The organism is Brevundimonas sp. Root1279, assembly GCF_001425945.1.
GTDB lineage: Bacteria > Pseudomonadota > Alphaproteobacteria > Caulobacterales > Caulobacteraceae > Brevundimonas.
In genome coordinates, this window is the sequence record NZ_LMEB01000007.1 from 271619 (window position 1) to 287484 (window position 15866).

14 protein-coding genes are annotated in these 15866 nt (G+C 66.3%); 10 read left to right on the top strand and 4 right to left on the bottom strand.

Annotation, left to right across the window (positions count from 1 at the left end):
- Positions 1-173 precede the first annotated feature (173 nt).
- Both groES and groL read left to right on the top strand, forming a co-directional pair.
- Positions 174-461: a co-chaperone GroES gene (groES, locus tag ASC65_RS12100; RefSeq protein ID WP_056453459.1), complete on the top strand. Its 288-nt coding sequence runs from the start codon at positions 174-176 to the stop codon at positions 459-461.
- 50 nt (positions 462-511) lie between these two features.
- Positions 512-2164: a chaperonin GroEL gene (gene groL / locus ASC65_RS12105; RefSeq protein ID WP_056453462.1), complete on the top strand. Its 1653-nt coding sequence runs from the start codon at positions 512-514 to the stop codon at positions 2162-2164.
- Between the two features lie 157 nt (positions 2165-2321).
- Here the strand turns inward: groL and ASC65_RS12110 are convergent, their stop codons facing one another.
- Both ASC65_RS12110 and ASC65_RS12115 read right to left on the bottom strand, forming a co-directional pair.
- Entirely contained in the window at positions 2322-2909 is a 588-nt protein-coding gene (locus ASC65_RS12110) for an SLATT domain-containing protein (protein WP_056453466.1), read from the bottom strand.
- A gap of 3 nt (positions 2910-2912) precedes the next feature.
- Positions 2913-4208 carry an SMODS domain-containing nucleotidyltransferase gene (locus tag ASC65_RS12115; protein ID WP_056453553.1) on the bottom strand — a complete coding sequence of 432 codons (1296 nt, stop codon included), beginning with the start codon at positions 4206-4208 and terminating at the stop codon, positions 2913-2915.
- Between the two features lie 485 nt (positions 4209-4693).
- On the opposite strand from ASC65_RS12115, the gene ASC65_RS16790 reads away from it, so the two are divergent.
- The 3 genes from ASC65_RS16790 (at position 4694) to ASC65_RS12125 (ending at position 6910) form a co-directional block, all read left to right on the top strand.
- Complete coding sequence (locus tag ASC65_RS16790) at positions 4694-5719, top strand: ParA family protein (RefSeq protein WP_162245673.1); 1026 nt, start codon at positions 4694-4696, stop codon at positions 5717-5719.
- Positions 5716-6285: a hypothetical protein gene (locus ASC65_RS12120; protein ID WP_056453469.1), complete on the top strand. Its 570-nt coding sequence runs from the start codon at positions 5716-5718 to the stop codon at positions 6283-6285. The genes ASC65_RS16790 and ASC65_RS12120 overlap by 4 nt, the downstream gene beginning before the upstream one ends.
- Before the next feature lie 319 nt (positions 6286-6604).
- A complete protein-coding gene (locus tag ASC65_RS12125) occupies positions 6605-6910 on the top strand; it encodes a hypothetical protein (RefSeq protein WP_056453472.1) in 306 nt (101 codons plus the stop codon).
- Position 6911: 1 nt separating this feature from the next.
- Here the strand turns inward: ASC65_RS12125 and ASC65_RS12130 are convergent, their stop codons facing one another.
- Positions 6912-7916, bottom strand: coding sequence for a SphA family protein (locus ASC65_RS12130; RefSeq protein WP_056453474.1), 1005 nt, complete (start codon positions 7914-7916; stop codon positions 6912-6914).
- Positions 7917-8159: 243 nt separating this feature from the next.
- On the opposite strand from ASC65_RS12130, the gene ASC65_RS12135 reads away from it, so the two are divergent.
- From ASC65_RS12135 to ku, 4 genes are all read left to right on the top strand, one after another.
- Positions 8160-10118: a TonB-dependent receptor plug domain-containing protein gene (locus ASC65_RS12135; RefSeq protein ID WP_082526025.1), complete on the top strand. Its 1959-nt coding sequence runs from the start codon at positions 8160-8162 to the stop codon at positions 10116-10118.
- A 31-nt stretch (positions 10119-10149) separates the two neighbouring features.
- Positions 10150-10665: a YfiR family protein gene (locus tag ASC65_RS12140; RefSeq protein WP_162245674.1), complete on the top strand. Its 516-nt coding sequence runs from the start codon at positions 10150-10152 to the stop codon at positions 10663-10665.
- Positions 10665-12431, top strand: a complete 1767-nt coding sequence (locus tag ASC65_RS12145; RefSeq protein WP_156459650.1) for an ATP-binding protein — start codon at positions 10665-10667, stop codon at positions 12429-12431. The genes ASC65_RS12140 and ASC65_RS12145 overlap by 1 nt, the downstream gene beginning before the upstream one ends.
- Positions 12432-12498: 67 nt before the next feature.
- On the top strand, positions 12499-13380 hold the full coding sequence (gene ku, locus ASC65_RS12150) for a non-homologous end joining protein Ku (RefSeq protein ID WP_056453482.1): 882 nt from the start codon (positions 12499-12501) through the stop codon (positions 13378-13380).
- An 85-nt stretch (positions 13381-13465) separates the two neighbouring features.
- Here ku and ASC65_RS12155 read toward each other — a convergent pair whose 3' ends face one another.
- Positions 13466-14674: an MFS transporter gene (locus ASC65_RS12155; RefSeq protein WP_056453486.1), complete on the bottom strand. Its 1209-nt coding sequence runs from the start codon at positions 14672-14674 to the stop codon at positions 13466-13468.
- A 101-nt stretch (positions 14675-14775) separates the two neighbouring features.
- Between ASC65_RS12155 and ASC65_RS12160 the strand changes: the two genes are divergently transcribed.
- Positions 14776-15678 (top strand): LysR family transcriptional regulator, encoded by a 903-nt coding sequence (locus tag ASC65_RS12160; RefSeq protein ID WP_200939834.1) that lies wholly within the window; start codon positions 14776-14778, stop codon positions 15676-15678.
- Positions 15679-15866: the final 188 nt, after the last annotated feature.

Here is a 15866-nt window from a genome sequence, read left to right on the forward strand (position 1 = left end):
AACGGCCCCGCTGGCGGTCGTTCATTGGCGGTTCATTGGGAAATCACCGACCTCGCGCCTTGACGCTCCGCCCCCCTCTGCCTAACTGCCGCTCGCGTTAGCACTCGGGCGATGCGGCTGCCAAAGCCAGCCCCGACCGGGTGCGGCCCGACTTTCTCAAGGAGATACATCAGATGGCGTTTCGTCCGCTCGGCGACCGCGTGCTCGTGAAGCGCGTGGAAGAGGAATCCAAGACCAAGGGCGGGATCATCATCCCCGACACCGCCAAGGAGAAGCCGCAGGAAGGCGAAGTCGTCGCCGTCGGCCCGGGCCTGCGCGACGAGTCCGGCAAGGTCAACGCCCTGGAGCTGAAGGCCGGCGACCGCATCCTGTTCGGCAAGTGGTCCGGCACCGAGGTCAAGCTGGAAGGCGAAGACCTGATCATCATGAAGGAATCGGACGTCCTGGGCGTGCTGTCCTAAGCACCCGCGTCTGAATTTCTTTCCAGCAACAATCTACTAGGAGCAGCCACATGGCCGCCAAACAAGTTCAGTTCTCTACCGACGCCCGCGAGAAGATGCTGCGCGGCGTCAACATCCTCGCCAATGCGGTGAAGGTGACCCTCGGTCCCAAGGGCCGCAACGTCGTGATCCAGAAGTCCTTCGGCGCCCCGCGCTCGACCAAGGACGGCGTCTCGGTGGCCAAGGAAATCGAGCTGGAAGACGCCTTCGAGAACATGGGCGCCCAGATGATCCGCGAAGTCGCTTCGAAGACGAACGACAAGGCGGGCGACGGCACCACCACCGCCACCGTCCTGGCCCAGTCGATCGTCCAGGAAGGCCTCAAGTCGGTCGCCGCCGGCATGAACCCGATGGACCTGAAGCGCGGCATCGACAAGGCCGTGGCCGTCGTCCTGGCCGACATCAAGGCCTCGGCCAAGAAGGTCTCGAACAACTCCGAGATCGCCCAGGTCGGCACCATCTCGGCCAACGGCGACCTGGAAGTGGGCGAAATGATCGCCCGCGCCATGGAGAAGGTCGGCAACGAGGGCGTCATCACCGTCGAGGAAGCCAAGACCGCTGAAACCGAACTCGACGTCGTCGAGGGCATGCAGTTCGACCGCGGCTACCTGTCGCCCTACTTCATCACCAACGCCGACAAGATGGAGGCCCAGCTCGAGGAGCCGCTCATCCTGCTGTTCGAGAAGAAGCTGTCGAGCCTGCAGGCCATGCTCCCGATCCTCGAAGCCGTGGTCCAGTCGGGCCGTCCGCTGGTGATCATCGCCGAGGACATCGAGGGCGAGGCCCTGGCCACCCTGGTGGTCAACAAGCTGCGCGGCGGCCTGCGCGTCGCCGCCGTCAAGGCCCCGGGCTTCGGCGACCGCCGCAAGGCCATGCTGGAGGACATCGCCATCCTGACCGGCGGCCAGGTCATCTCGGAAGACCTCGGCATCAAGCTCGAGAACGTCACCCTCGACATGCTCGGCAAGGCCAAGAAGATCACCATCACCAAGGACGACACCACCATCGTCGACGGCGTCGGTGAGAAGGAGGCCATCGAGGCCCGCATCGGCCAGATCAAGACCCAGATCGAAGCCACGACCTCGGACTACGACAAGGAGAAGCTGCAGGAACGTCTGGCCAAGCTGGCCGGCGGCGTCGCGGTCATCCGCGTCGGCGGCTCGACCGAGGTCGAGGTCAAGGAGAAGAAGGACCGCGTCGACGACGCCCTCAACGCCACCCGCGCGGCCGTCGAGGAAGGCATCGTCCCGGGCGGCGGCATCGCCCTGCTGAAAGCCACCAAGGCCCTCGAAGGCCTGAAGGGCGACAACGCCGACCAGACCGCCGGCATCGCCATCATCCGCCGCGCCATCCAGGCTCCGATCCGTCAGATCTCGGAAAACGCCGGCGTCGAAGGCTCGATCGTGGTCGGCAAGGTGCTGGACAACGCCGACAAGTCGTTCGGCTTCAACGCCCAGACCGAAGAGTACGGCGACCTGGTCAAGATGGGCGTCATCGACCCCGCCAAGGTGGTCCGCACCGCCCTGCAGGACGCCGCCTCGGTGGCCGGCATCCTGATCACCACCGAAGCCGCGGTGGCCGACGCGCCGAAGAAGGCCTCGGCCGGCGGCGCCGGCGGCGGCGACATGGGCGGCATGGGCGGCATGGGCGGGATGGACTTCTAAGCGGATCGAGGCGGGTCCCGGCGACAGCCGGGGGTCGCCTCGGGACGTGGCTCCCTGCCGATGGTCGGGGGCCGGGAGTTCGGACCGCACTAGCGGCTGAGACAGGAAGGGCGGGCCCGAAGGCCCGCCCTTTTTTGTGTCTGTACCTGTCTGCGCATTAGGCTCTCCAATAGGAGATACCTGCGACTACAACAGCGCTTACAACTAGGAAAGCGACAGCGATCAGGCAGGCCCTAAAGGACAGTGGAACTTGGTCTCGCCACGTAAAGTGCTTCTGCTCGTCGATCCACTCGATCTGATGCTGCGCGAAGAACTTGTAGTGAGCATACCAGTCCGAAAACAGAATCTGCTTGCTGATGGCCACTTCGTAGAATCTACCCTCGATCAGGCCTAGGGAACCAGCGCTGACTTTAAGGTCGGCATCCGCTTGAACCTGCCGATAAAGGTCACGCAGCTGGTTGAACAGTTGCGTCATTTCCTTACCCGCTCGCTCGTACTTGCCTTTGTCCCTGTCGTAGAACGCGATGTAGAGCGCGACTACTCCGGCGATGGTGAGACATGCAGACGGCAACTTCGCCGACAAACCTTCGAACACCAAGCTGAGGATTCCCACAGCCAACGAGATGAATCCGATCCACCCGGGGGCCTTCTCGACGATGTCATAGGTAGCGAAGTGCTTCTTGGCGCCGAAACCGACATTGTAGCCGGTTTCGGCGATGGATTTTAGCAAGCCGTCTTTGGTCATGGGTTAGGTCTCGATCGGAACGTGGATGCGATCGGTGGCCACCACCACGCCATTAAGTACGGCATAGCATTCCACAACATGGTCACCGCGGAAGCTCGTCGTCTCGCTCCTCTGGCGCTGACCGGTGTCCGGCACGATCTGCCCGCGAACGATGTCTTTCCGGATAGCCTCTGGCCCACGGTTCAGCACCTTCCAGTAGATGATGTGGCCATCAGGGACATCGTTTCGAACGATCTCAAAAGTCAGGTCCTTGCTAACGAGCAGCGGGAACCGTTTTGCCAACATCTCCAGCAAGCGGATGGTCCTGAAGCCCTTCTGGGAAACTTCGCAGTCGATGCGGAGGTCATAGCGGATGTCGACGGGGAACAGGTCCTCAATGAACTGCTCTGTATCGCGGGCGAAGTGACCGCCTTCCGACTTGAAAGCCTTAGCGATCTCGGTGTTCGGGGCAGGGTAGGCTCTGCCGAACACCTTCCGCCACTTCTTGTGAGCACCAGCCTGCCCCCGCGCGGCGATCGCCGTTTCGCAAAGTTCGAAAGCCTTCTTAGCCTTGGCCTGGAACTTCTTCTTGACCTTCACGCGCTGACCGCTTCCGAGGGCGGCGTAGTAGTCCTTTTCCGGTTCGTCCTTCAGAAACGCAAAGAAGTCTCGGACCATTTCGTCATAGGCGGCGTAGCTTGTCTCGTCGTAGGTCGAGGTCGCCTTCAGGAAATTGTGCGCCAGCGTGTCGATCAGAAGTCCCCCCATGGCGACGCCGTGCTTGTTTTTCCAGGCTCTGGCCATCTTGCACAGCCGACGCAGATTCCGATTTTTCTGCTGCTCGGATTCTGTCATCGCCTTCATTTCGAGGCGCGGCTTGGTCGTCTTCCAGGAACCACCGTTGGCAGTATGGGGGTACGTAAAGCTACCGTCCGACTCCTCAAAAACCGGCTGAACCTCGATGTGGAAGTCGGCGTACAGCACGCGAACGACGAGGCCATCGACGTGGACGTCCGTTTTCGGATATCGCGCCTTGATTGCCTCACACACCTTAGAGAGCAGCTTGTACTGGCCGCCATCCTTGTATGTATTCCACGCGCTGACGGGCATGATGTAGAGCATGTCCAGGTCGGAAATGCCCTTAATAGCCGTCCACCGGCCATAGGATCCAACCTGCAGAGTGTTGGCTGTCTTAGACTGAGTAGCGCGGAACTCCTGATTTAGCGCACAGGTGATCTCACCATAACGGAGTTCGATGGTCTCGTGATTATTCACGGCGATGTTGGACAGAAACGACTTGAAGCTGTCGGAAATCGACACGCTTGAAGCCGCGAGCGCCGTACTGGCGGTCGCTATCAAAAGGCTCATTGTGGTTGCCCTCTAGGCGAGAGGACGCGGCCCTTGAACCCAAAGAAAAGACCGTCTACTCCGCTTTTGTGAGGGATGGAGTTGTTTCGACGGCTTCGTCTTCGGCGTTCTGCCTCGGCCGCATCGCGGGTGAGTGGAGGCGTCTAACTTGAAGGGCGGGCCTAGGTCCGCCTTTTTTGCTATCGACGTTGTGGCCGTCGGTGCCGCCTTTCCTCCTTTGATATCTTGACCCTAGCGCCCCCAAGAAAGCCGGAGCCGCACGCTTCGTCGCTTCGCCGTTGAGTGCGTCTCCGTAAAAAATATGACTTTGTTGACTCTGTCAACGCGCTTGTTGACGGCGTTCAGAAAAAACTTGTTTTGTGTACACCGCCCTCATGCGGCGCTATGTGATGTGCGCAGGAAACTCGGAACCGAGGTTGAAATTGAACTTTGTCGGCTTGGCTGAAATTGCTGACCTCCTAGGCGTATCCAAGCAGGTCGTGGCGAACTGGCGCTCTCGCAAAGAGGATTTTCCGTCACCTCGCCAGACACTGCGAAGCGGCCCAATATGGGCGCTCGATGACATCGTAGCTTGGGCCGAGTCTGAGGGGATCGATGTCCACCTGGATACCGTTGCCCGGGAAGAAAATGACGATATCGCGCGACCCGCCGTGATAGCTGCCGTAATGAACATGAAGGGCGGCGTAGGCAAATCAACAGTATCGGCCAACGTCGGCTGGTACGCCGCTGTGATGCGCAACCTGCGCGTCTTGTTAGTGGACCTCGACCCGCAGTTCAATCTCAGCCAATACGTATTGGGGGCCGAGCGATATCAAAAACTACTAGAATCAGGCGAACCTCGGATCGACGCGCTTTTTCCAGCGCCGGGATTCTCGCCAACACCCATTCGCAAGCTTATTCGTAAAGTACAGGAATGGGATGACGGCTCCTGCCTTCACCTTGTGCCGGCAAGCCTAGAACTGGCATGGAACATGCGCTTGGCAACCGAGCGCGCACACGTACTGCGTGATGCACTAGAGAATGTGCGCGACGACTACGACCTGATATTAATAGACTGCGCACCTACAGAATCTATCCTATCAACAGCGACATACCTCGCGTCGGACTGGATTGTTGTTCCCGTCAAACCAGAATACCTATCTGCGATTGGCGTGCCTCTACTACTGAAATCCCTAAAGGCCTTTGGCGAAACGCACTCGAATGAGAAAGTTCCAGACGTAGCAGGCATCCTCTTCAACGACGTTCGCGATCGCGTTGAGCACAATCGAGCGCGTCGTTTCGTGCGCGATCAAGCAGAACTGAACGACCTTCCAATCTTTACCCACGCGCTGAGCCATTCAGACAGCTACCCTGCGGGCGCGCGTCAGGGTAAGCCGATCTTCTGGACGGACAACGCCCGAACTGTCCGCAAGGACGAGCTCGGTGAGGTCGGTAAGGAATTCCTGTCAAGGATTGGTCTGTGAGCAAGAAGTCCGAAGCCTTGGTGCGAGACATCGCGGCGCTGTTCCTCAAGTACAATCTTCAGGATTGGGCCGCCGTCATTGGGGAAATCGAGCGCGGCAATCGCCACGCCCTCGCGGGAGCCATCCGAGATCTCAGCCAGACCGCTGCCGCAGAGCTCGCCACGGGGCGCGCGGCCGTTAAGGCGAAAGCACGCGCCAAGGCGAAGGGCCGCTCGAAGACAACCGTCAAGCCAGTCGCACCAACGCATGTGGCCGATCCGATTGGCGAAGCACGGGCGGCAGTTCTCGAACCGATTCGCACCGCCCTGCACGAAAGGGCGATCTTCCCGACTACCCATGACCTCAAAGCGCTGTACATCGCCGTCGGCATCAAGACGCCATACCCCAAGCGCCGTGACGATGCAGTTGACGACGTCATCCACCACCTCGATCGCATGAGCCAGGACCGGTACGAACAAGCGCTGCAAGTGCTGGCGTCGCGGGACAATGAGGGATGGAAGCGAACCTCCGATGAATACGCCCAGTGGTACAAAATAATCCTCGAACCCAAGCCCAATCGCAGCTGAAACGCACCGCGTAACTCGATTGGAAGCTCAAGGGCCACCCGCCCCGGCCCGCCTCAAGGACGCTGTGCGCCGCTGGCGCGGCAGGCCGGGACGGCCTGTCCTTGACCCGCGCCGGATCGGGCGGGCGGGGCTGGGCGTGACGGACGCGCTGGGCGCGTCCGGGGGATTGCTAGGTTTCGTGCTTGGGGTCAGAGCCCCCTCCACCGCTTCGCGGTCCCCCTCCCCCTGCGGGGGAGGAACTGGGTCGGTGCGGCCCCTTCGCCCCCCGCCCTCCCGAGCCGGGGAGAAACCGCCAGCGGGCTGGGGAGTTGGACCCGACATGAGCCAGCGTGATCCGCAGACCTGTCGCCGCGCCCTTCGGGAGATCGGGGAGATCGCGGCGGTGGCGGTGCTGCCCGACGGCCAGATGACCGACCAGGAGGCGCTGGCCGAGATCGCCGCCATCGCCGAATGGGTGACGGAGGAGGCGCCGGGGGCGCGGGCGGACTGCGGCGAGTTGGTGCGGCGGTTGAACGCGCTGACGGCGCGGGTGGATATCGAGGCGTTGGACGACCGGGAGGCGCTGGGCCTGTTCGGCGAGGTGCTGGGGGCGCTGGAGACGTCGCGGTCTGAGGCGTTCGACTAGGTCAGCCGCCCCCGGCGCCCGGGGGCATCTGGACGACCAGGGGGATGCTGAAGTCGAGGAAGAGGCTCTCGCCTTCGAGGCGGTTCTCGACGTTGAACTCCTTGAAGGCGCGGAGGCGGAGGCTGGCCGGGCGGTGGGCCATTTCGAAATTCCAGGCGGCGGTGGCGCCGAGGCCGGTGACGCGGCCCTTGAAGGGGCCGAGGCGGGAGCCGGGGCCGCTGTCGCCGGTCAGCTGGTCGAAATGGTAGGCCTGCAGGCCGGCGGAGAAGGTCTTGGAGAAGGCCTTTTCGACCGAGCCCTCGACGTGGAGCTCCGTGCCGGTCTCGTACTGGGTGTGCTCGTTCTCGCCGTTGAAGGTGACGCCGACCTTGCCCGAGACGTCCCAGCCGCTGTCGGGGTCGTGCCAGGTGGCGGCGACCGAGGTGTCGACCGCCCAGCGGTTGAAGGACAGGTTGGCGAGCTGGTCCTCGCGGTAGTCGCCGACCGGGATGTTGACCGTGGCCGAGACGTTGAGGTGGGTCTTGCCCTCGCTCCAGCCGAGCATGGCGGTGGCGACCGGGTCGCCGAAGACGAAGGCGCTGTCGCTGCGGCTGACGCCGACGCTGTTGCCCAGGGGGCCGGTGACGACGCCGGAGACGGTGACGTCGGGCTCGCCGAAGGGGATGACCAGGCCGACGGCCAAGGTGGCGCCGGCGATGTCGGTCGAGGGCACCCACAGGACGGTGGCGAAGTCGGCGACGATGGTGGCGTCGAGGTCGAGCACGACATTGCCGCCGACGGGGAACTGGCGATCGCCCCCGGCTGAGCCGCTGTAGTAGTAGAGGCTGTTGGCGAAATAGGTCCCCTTGAGCGGCGGGACCATGCCGACGCCCGGGCCGCCCGAGCCGAGCAGGTAGAAGCTGGCCCCGCCCTCGGACGCCTGGGCGGCGTCGGGCGCCGCGGCGGCGGCGAGGCCGGCGATGACCGCGCCGGCGGCGAGAAACGACGTGCTGACGGAAACGCGCATGACGGCCCTCCGGAATTGAAGCGTCCAGGTTGTCCTCGTGAGGCCGCGCTCGCCTATCAGGTGAAACCCGAATGCGGCGCCGGGGCGACAGGGAGTGCGACTTCGATGTCCGGATTCGCCTTACAAGGGTGGCGCGCGCGGCGGCCGATCGGTACAGTCGCAATCAGTCTTCAGGCGGGCAACTCAACAGCAAGCTCGGCGTTTCATCCGATCGCATATCGGTGAAGCTTTCGGGGGGAAGTCTTGATACGTCGTCATCGGCCGGAGTTTGCGGCCGCCCTCATCCTTGCGCTGCCGGGGATCGCCCAGGCCGCGGATGAGCCCGCCTCCGGGGGGTCGCCCCCGGTCGTGCGCAATCAGGATCACGCGCCGGTCGCCCAGGACGAGGGCCAGGACGGCGACCTGTCGCGCCTGTCGCTGGAGGAGCTGTCGCAGGTGCCGGTGACCTCGGTGTCGCGCCGGCCCGAGGCGCTCGCCGACGCGGCGGCGGCCATCTATGTCATCAGCCGCGACGACATCCGCCGCTCGGGCGCGACGAGCCTGCCCGAGGTGCTGCGCCTGGCGCCGAACCTGAACGTGCAGCGCGTCAACAGCGTCGACTATGCGATCACGGCGCGCGGCTTCAACGGTTTCGAGACGGCCAACAAGCTGCTGGTCCTGATCGACGGGCGCAGCGTCTATTCAACCCTGAGCTCGGGCGTGTTCTGGGACGCCCAGGACGTGATGCTGGAGGACGTCGAGCGGATCGAGGTGATCAGCGGGCCGGGCGGGGCGCTGTACGGCTCGAACGCCATGAACGGGGTGATCAACATCATCACCCGCTCGGCGGCCGACACCACGGGCGGCCTGGTCACGGTCGGGGCGGGCAACGAGGACGCGACCTTCGCCCTGCGCCACGGCGGGACCCTGGGCGAGACGGCGGCGTGGCGGGCCTGGCTGACCGGCTTCATGCGGGACGAGAGCTTCACCCTGTCGGGCGACGACGCCACCGACCCGGCCGAGGGCTTCCGCGGCGGCGGGCGGCTGGACTGGGTCGCGGGCGAGAACCTGCTGACCCTGCAGGGCGAGGCCTACGACAACCAGGGCACGATCAACGAGGACTTCTCGGGAACGCAGACGCGGGTCGCGGGCGGCAATGTGCTGAGCCGCTGGATCCGCCCGCTGGCCGGCGGCGAGCTGGAGGTCCAGGCCTATCTCGACTGGTACGAGCGCGACGAGGTCGACAGCATCGAAAGCACGCGCACCTGGGACCTGTCGGCGCAGCAGGCCTTCGAATGGGGACGGCACCAGTTCGTGGTCGGCGCGGGCCACCGCGAAATCGATTCCAAATTCACCGCCGCGCCGGACTCGCCCTTCCTGGTTCCGGCCGATCGGACGCTGACCCTGACCAATCTCTACGTCCAGGACCAGATCGCCCTGGACCACGGCCTGACCCTGACGATCGGGGCCAAGATCGAGGACAACAGCTTCTCGGGCCAGGAATTCCTGCCCAACGTCCGCCTGGCCTGGCGGCGCGCGGGCGGCGACCTGCTGTGGGGCGCGATCAGCCAGGCGAGCCGCACGCCGAACCGCATCGAGCGCGACCTGACCCTGCCCGGCTTCCTGACCGGCGCCGACTTCCAGTCGGAAGAGGTCATCGCCTACGAGCTGGGCTACCGCGCCAACCCGACGCCGAGAATCTCGTTCTCGATCAACACCTTCTACAACGTCTACAACGAGCTCAGGACGGTGTCGCCCGATCCGGCGACCTTCCTGCCGCTGCGGCTGACCAATTTCGGCGAGGCCGAGATCTGGGGCGTCGAGGCCTGGGGCAACTACGACGTCTCCAACGCCTGGCGGGTCAGCGCCGGGTTCAGCAGCCTGGACAAGGAGTTCGACGACAACGTCACCAGCCGCGACCTCAGCGGCCTGGTCTCGATCGGCGACGACCCCGAATACCAGCTGACCCTGCGCTCGCAGAACGACCTGACGGACACGCTGGACCTCGACGTGCGGCTGCGGGCCGTCGACAAGCTGACCTCCAGCGACACCGACGGCTATGTCGAGGCCGACGTCCGGCTGGGCTGGCGGGTCACGGACAAGTTGGAGCTGTCGGTCACCGGCCAGAACCTGATCGAGGACCTTCGCGTCGAGACCGGCGACCCGCTGCGGCGCCGCGCGTTCGGCCGCAGCCTCTTCCTGGCCCTGAGGGCGAGCTACTGAGATGAGCTCGCGGTCGGTCCTTTGGATGGTGATGGCGGTCTGGGGGCTTACGCTCCCGGGCGAAGCTGTCGCGCGTCCTGCGCCGACTCCGTCCGAGCTCGAATATTCGGTCAAGGCCAACTACCTGGTGCGCTTCGCCGCCTTCGTCGGCTGGCCGTCGCGGGCCTTTGAAACGGCGGAAGCGCCGGTGGTCATCTGCATCGCCGGTCGCGATCCCTTCCAGGGCGCGCTGGACCGGGCCGTGCGCGGGCAGACGGCTCATGGCCGGTCCCTGGCGGTGCGCCGTCCGACCACGCCGGAGGCGACGGCGGGCTGCCATATCCTCTATGTGGGCAAGACCGGGACGACCCTGGTCCCGGCTGCAGAAAGCCGCGCCCCCATGCTGGTGGTGACCGACAGCGACGCGACGTCCGAACGCGGCATGATCCATTTCGTGGTCAGCGACGCACGGGTGCGGTTCCACATCGACCTCGCCGAGGCGTCGCGTTCGGGCCTATCCATGAGTTCGCGCCTGCTCAACCTGGCGCTCAGTGTGAGAGGCGGCTGATGGCCATGCTCGCCCGTCTTCGCGACAGCCGCTTCCCGGTCGTGGCCCTGGCCTGCCTGCTGGTGCTGCTCATCGCGAGCGTCGCCATCGCCGTGCAGGGCGAGCGGGCGCTCAAGGACCAGATGGCCCGCGAGGCCGGCGCCCAGGCCGACCTGCTGGCCTCGGCGGTCAGCGGCGCCCTCGCCTTCGACGACAAGGCCGCCGCCCAGGACTACGTCAACGCGGTGCAGGTGAATCCGAACGTGCTGGCGGCGGCGGTCTATGACGTCGACGGCAATGTCATCGCCAGCTTCGCCCGCGACGGCGAGCCGATCCCCAAGATCACCACCCATGTCGACAACGCCACCGTCTTCCACGCCGGGCGGCTGAACGTCGTGCGGCCAGTGGAGCAGGCCGGTCAGAAGCTGGGCACGGCGCGGCTGCGCCTGCTCGATACCCCGCCGTCGCAGCGGATGAGCCGCTACGCCGGGCTGATCCTGGTCATGGGGCTGGCGGCGCTGGTGGTCATCGTCCTGGCCGTGACGCAAGGGGCCCTGCGTCGCGCCAACCGCGAACTGGCCCTGCGCGCCGGCGATCTGGCCGACGCCAACGCCCAGCTGCAGCAGCAGATGCTGGAGCGGGAGAAGGCCGAAGAGGCCCTCCGCCAGAGCCAGAAGATGGAGGCCATCGGCCGACTGACCGGCGGCATCGCCCACGACTTCAACAACCTGCTGATGGTCGCCTCGAGCGGCATCGAGCTGCTGGACCGGACCACCGACGTCAAGCGCCGCAAGACGCTGAGCGAGGGGGTGCGGCAGGCGGTCGAGCGCGGCGCCGCGCTGACCCGCCAACTGCTGGCCTTCTCGCGCCGTTCGCCGCTGCGCGCCGAGGTGCTGGACCTGCGGACCCATATCGAGGGGCTGCGCTTCCTGCTGGAGCGGTCGCTGCGCGAGGATATCGAGGTGGTGTTGAAGCTGCCCGACGGCCTGTGGCTGACCGAGGCGGACCCAGGCGAGATGGAGCTGGCCCTGCTGAACCTGGCGGTGAACGCCCGCGACGCCATGCCCGGCGGCGGGCGGCTGACCATCTCGGCCGAGAACAAGCCTGCCAGGGGGGACGGCGCGGACATGGTCCTGCTGCGGGTCAGCGACACCGGCACCGGCATGTCGGAGACGATCGCCTCGCGGGTGTTCGAACCCTTCTTCACCACCAAGGAAGTCGGGCGCGGCACCGGTCTGGGCCTGTCGCAGGTCTATGGCTTCGCCCGCTCGTCCGGCGGCGACGTCAGCGTCCAATCGCGCGAGGGCGAGGGCACGACCTTCACCCTGTGCCTGCCGCGCAGCGACAAGGCGCTGCCGGAGGCGGCGCCGCGGGCCTCGGCCGCCGACGGCAAGGATGCGATCAAGGGCAGCGGGCGGCTGCTGCTGGTCGAGGACGATGACGCGGTGGCGGCGGGCGTCAGCCACATGCTGACCGACCTCGGCTATGATCATGTCCGCGCCGCCAACGCCGCCGAGGCGCTGCGGGCGCTGGAGACGGACGGCCGGTTCGACATGATGTTCTCGGACATGGTCATGCCGGGCGACATGGACGGCCTGGCCCTGGCGCAGGAGGTGCGGCGACGGCGCCCGGAGCTGCCGGTCCTGCTGACCACGGGCTTCAGCGAGGCGGCCTCGTCGGCGACCGGCGAAGACTTCGCCCTGTTGCTCAAGCCCTACGGCATCGAAACCCTGGCCCTGGCCCTGCATGACGCCCTGGCCCCGGACGCGCCGCCGCAGGAGCCCTGAACGAATCCGGCGTGATGCGCGTTCGACTCCCGCTTTACGGCGCCCACGCCGGAGTGAGGAGGCGATCATGGCCGCAAGACCGACCTGGCAGGGACATCTGAAGCTGTCGCTGGTGACATGCCCGGTGGCGCTCTACACGGCGACGTCGTCGGCGAGCCACGTCAGCTTCCACCTGATCAATCCCGAAACCCACAACCGCATCCGCATGGTGGCGACGGATCCGGACACGGGGCCGATCGACCGTTCGGACCTGGTGAAGGGGTTCGAGGTCGAGAAGGACGAATACGTGCTGATGGACGACTCCGACTTCGAGAAGGTGAAGCTGGAGAGCACCCGGACCATCGACATCGACCAGTTCGTCGACGAGGACGACATCGACCGCCGCTACTGGGACGACCCCTTCTATGTGGTGCCCGAGAAGGGCGTCGGGGCCGAGGCCTTCGCGGTCATCCGCGAGGCCATGAAGGAGGCGGGCAAGATCGCCATCGGCAGCCTCGTGCTGCGCGGCCGTGAGCGGCAACTGGCGCTGGAGGTGCACGGCAAGGGGCTGATCGCCTACAGCCTGCGGCCACACAACGAGGTGCGCGACGTCGACGACTATTTCGACGACATCCCGGCGGTGAAGGCCGATCCGGACATGGTCGACATCGCCGCCCGCATCATCGGCAAGAAGGCGGCCGAGTTCGACCCGACCCAGTTCAAGGACCGCTATGACGAGGCCCTGCGCGAACTGATCAAGGCCAAGCAGAAGGGCGGCAAGACCCTGGTCGAGGCCCCCGAGCCGGACGACACCAATGTGGTCGACCTGATGGCCGCCCTGCGCGCCAGCCTGAAGGGCTCGGCCGGCAGCGAGCGCAAGGCCCCGGCGCGCAAGGCGCCCGCCAAGGCACCGGCGAAGACGACCGCCAAGAAGCCGGCGGCGAAGAAGTCGGCGAAGAAGGCGGCGTGACCGCCTCCCTTCTCCCCTTGCGGGAGAAGGTGGCGGCCGAAGGCCGACGGATGAGGGGTTGAAAACCCTCCGCCGCGTCGACCCCTCATCCGACCTCGCTGCGCTCGGCCACCTTCTCCCGCAAGGGGAGAAGGACCCCCGGGTTCCGCCGCGGACGAGCCAGCCACAGCACCAGCAGCAGGCCGGAAGCCGCCGTCGCGGCGCCGGCCAGGGAGACCGCCGGCAGGCCGAGGCCGGCGGCGATGACGGCGCCGCCGAGCGCTGCGCCCAGCGCATTGCCGAGGTTGAAGGCTCCGATGTTCATGGCCGAGGCCAGGTTGGGGGCGTCCGAGGCGGCGGCCATGACCCGCATCTGCAGCGGCGGCACCAGGGCGAAGCTGGCCACGCCCCAGAGGAAGACCAGCACGGCGGTCGCGGCCGCGAAGGGCATCAGGGCGGCGAAGGCGAGCAGGAGGACGACGAGGGCCGCCAGGGTGACGATCAGGGTGCGGTCGACGGACTTGTCGGCGGCGCGGCCGCCGGCCCAGTTCCCGACCGTCAGGCCCAGGCCATAGGTGACCAGCATGGCGGTGACGAAGGCGGTCGAGGCGCGGGTCTGCTGCTCGAGGATTGGGGCGATGTAGGTGAAGACGGTGAACATGGCGCTGGAGCCGAGCACGGTCAGGGCCAGGGCCGACAGCACCGGGCCGCGGCCCAGCACCTTGAACTCCGCCTTGATCGCGCCGGGGGCGGCGGCCGGGACCGGCAGGCGCGGCAGGGTCAGGCGAAGGGCGATCATGGCCACGACCCCGAGGCCGGCGACGCCCCAGAAGGCGGTCCTCCAGCCGATCGCCTCGCCGGCCCAGGCGGCCAGGGGCACGCCGACGACATTGGCGATGGTCAGGCCCATGAACATGGCGGCGACGGCGGCGGCGCGGCGGTTCTCGGCCACCAGGCTCGCGGCCACCACCGAACCGACGCCGAAGAAGGCGCCATGGTTCAGCGAGGTGATCAGGCGCGAGACCAGCAGCATCTCGTAGCCGGTCGACAGCGCCGACAGCAGGTTGCCGAGGGTGAAGATGGCCATCAGGCCGATGAGCAGGGTGCGGCGCGGGACCCGGCCGGTGGTCAGGGTCATCAGCGGCGCGCCGAGCACCACGCCGAACGCATAGGCGCTGACCAGCAGGCCGGCGGCGGGAATGGAGACGTCGAGGTCCTGCGCCATCACATTGAGCAGGCCCATGGGGGCGAACTCGGTGACGCCGATGCCGAAGGCGCCGGCGGCCAGGGCCAGGAGAGGAGGATTGAGCTTCACGACAGGCCTCGGGAGGGAAACTGGAGCGCGCTCAGATGGCCGAGGCGGACGGGTTCGTGTAGGTCTCGGGACGGTCAAGGATCTTTGCTCTGGAGGCACAGATGGCGCGCGAGAGCGTCGATCGGGCAGCGGAAATGGAGATCTTCGCCGCCATTGCACAGGCCGGAAGTTTTTCGGCGGCGGGACGGACGCTGGGGCTGACACCCTCGGCGGTGAGCCGGGCGGTGGCGCGGATCGAGGCCCGGCTGGGGGTCCGGCTGGTGATCCGGACGACGCGCGCCCTGACCCTGACGGCGGAGGGCCAGGCCTATCTGCAGGGGGCCCGGCGCATCCTGACCGACCTGGACGACGTCGAGCGGGCCATCGCCGACCAGGGGGCGCCGCGCGGGCGGCTGCGGGTGTCGGCGGCCCTGGCGCACGGGCGGATGTGCATCACGCCCCTGATCGGTCCGTTCGTGGCGCGCTATCCGCACATTCTCGTGGACCTGAGCCTCAGCGACGGCATCGCCGACATCGCCGGCGGCCAGGCCGATGTGGCGATCCGCTTCGGGCCGCTGGCCGACAGCGGCCTGATGGCGCGCAAGGTCGGCGAGACCGGGCGCAGCATCGTCGCCTCGCCGGCCTATCTGGCGCGGATGGGGACGCCGCGGACGCCGGAGGACCTGCACGGCCACAACTGCCTGAACTTCAACTTCCGACGCGCCGAGCCGGTCTGGCCGTTCGTGCGGGCTGGGCGCGAGTACGCCCTGTCGGTGACCGGCAATGTCGAGGCCAACAACGGCGACACCCTGGTGCAACTGGCCCGCGAGGGGGTCGGGATCGTGCGGGTGGGCAGCTTCAACGTCGTCGAGGACGTGGCGGCGGGGCGGCTGGTCGAGGTGCTGGAGCCGTTCAATCCCGGCGACCGCGAGGCGATCCACGCCGTCTTCGTGGGCGGGGCCAATACGCCGGCGCGGGTGCGGGTGTTCGTGGACTTCCTGGCGGAGCGGTTGGGGACGGGGTGATTGGGTTACATGTTCCTTCTCCCCTTGCGGGAGAAGGTGGCCGAGCGCAGCGAGGTCGGATGAGGGGTCGCACCGCAACCGCCCCGTCGACCCCTTGTGTGGCTGCATGGTCGTAGAGTGCGGATGCGGGCGGCTGTTAGCAGCAACCGCCCGCCGCGGCCTGGAACCCGTACGACCCCTGGCTTGAA

Bases quoted from the DNA above. Each gene is read 5' to 3' on its own strand.
- ku (WP_056453482.1), top strand. From the start codon at position 12,499: ATGGCCGCAAGACCGACCTGGCAGGGACATCTGAAGCTGTCGCTGGTG.
- ASC65_RS12110 (WP_056453466.1), bottom strand. From the start codon at position 2,909: ATGACCAAAGACGGCTTGCTAAAATCCATCGCCGAAACCGGCTACAAT.
- ASC65_RS12125 (WP_056453472.1), top strand. From the start codon at position 6,605: ATGAGCCAGCGTGATCCGCAGACCTGTCGCCGCGCCCTTCGGGAGATC.
- ASC65_RS12140 (WP_162245674.1), top strand. From the start codon at position 10,150: ATGGCGGTCTGGGGGCTTACGCTCCCGGGCGAAGCTGTCGCGCGTCCT.
- ASC65_RS12145 (WP_156459650.1), top strand. From the start codon at position 10,665: ATGGCCATGCTCGCCCGTCTTCGCGACAGCCGCTTCCCGGTCGTGGCC.
- ASC65_RS12130 (WP_056453474.1), bottom strand. From the start codon at position 7,916: ATGCGCGTTTCCGTCAGCACGTCGTTTCTCGCCGCCGGCGCGGTCATC.
- groL (WP_056453462.1), top strand. From the start codon at position 512: ATGGCCGCCAAACAAGTTCAGTTCTCTACCGACGCCCGCGAGAAGATG.
- groES (WP_056453459.1), top strand. From the start codon at position 174: ATGGCGTTTCGTCCGCTCGGCGACCGCGTGCTCGTGAAGCGCGTGGAA.
- ASC65_RS12160 (WP_200939834.1), top strand. From the start codon at position 14,776: ATGGCGCGCGAGAGCGTCGATCGGGCAGCGGAAATGGAGATCTTCGCC.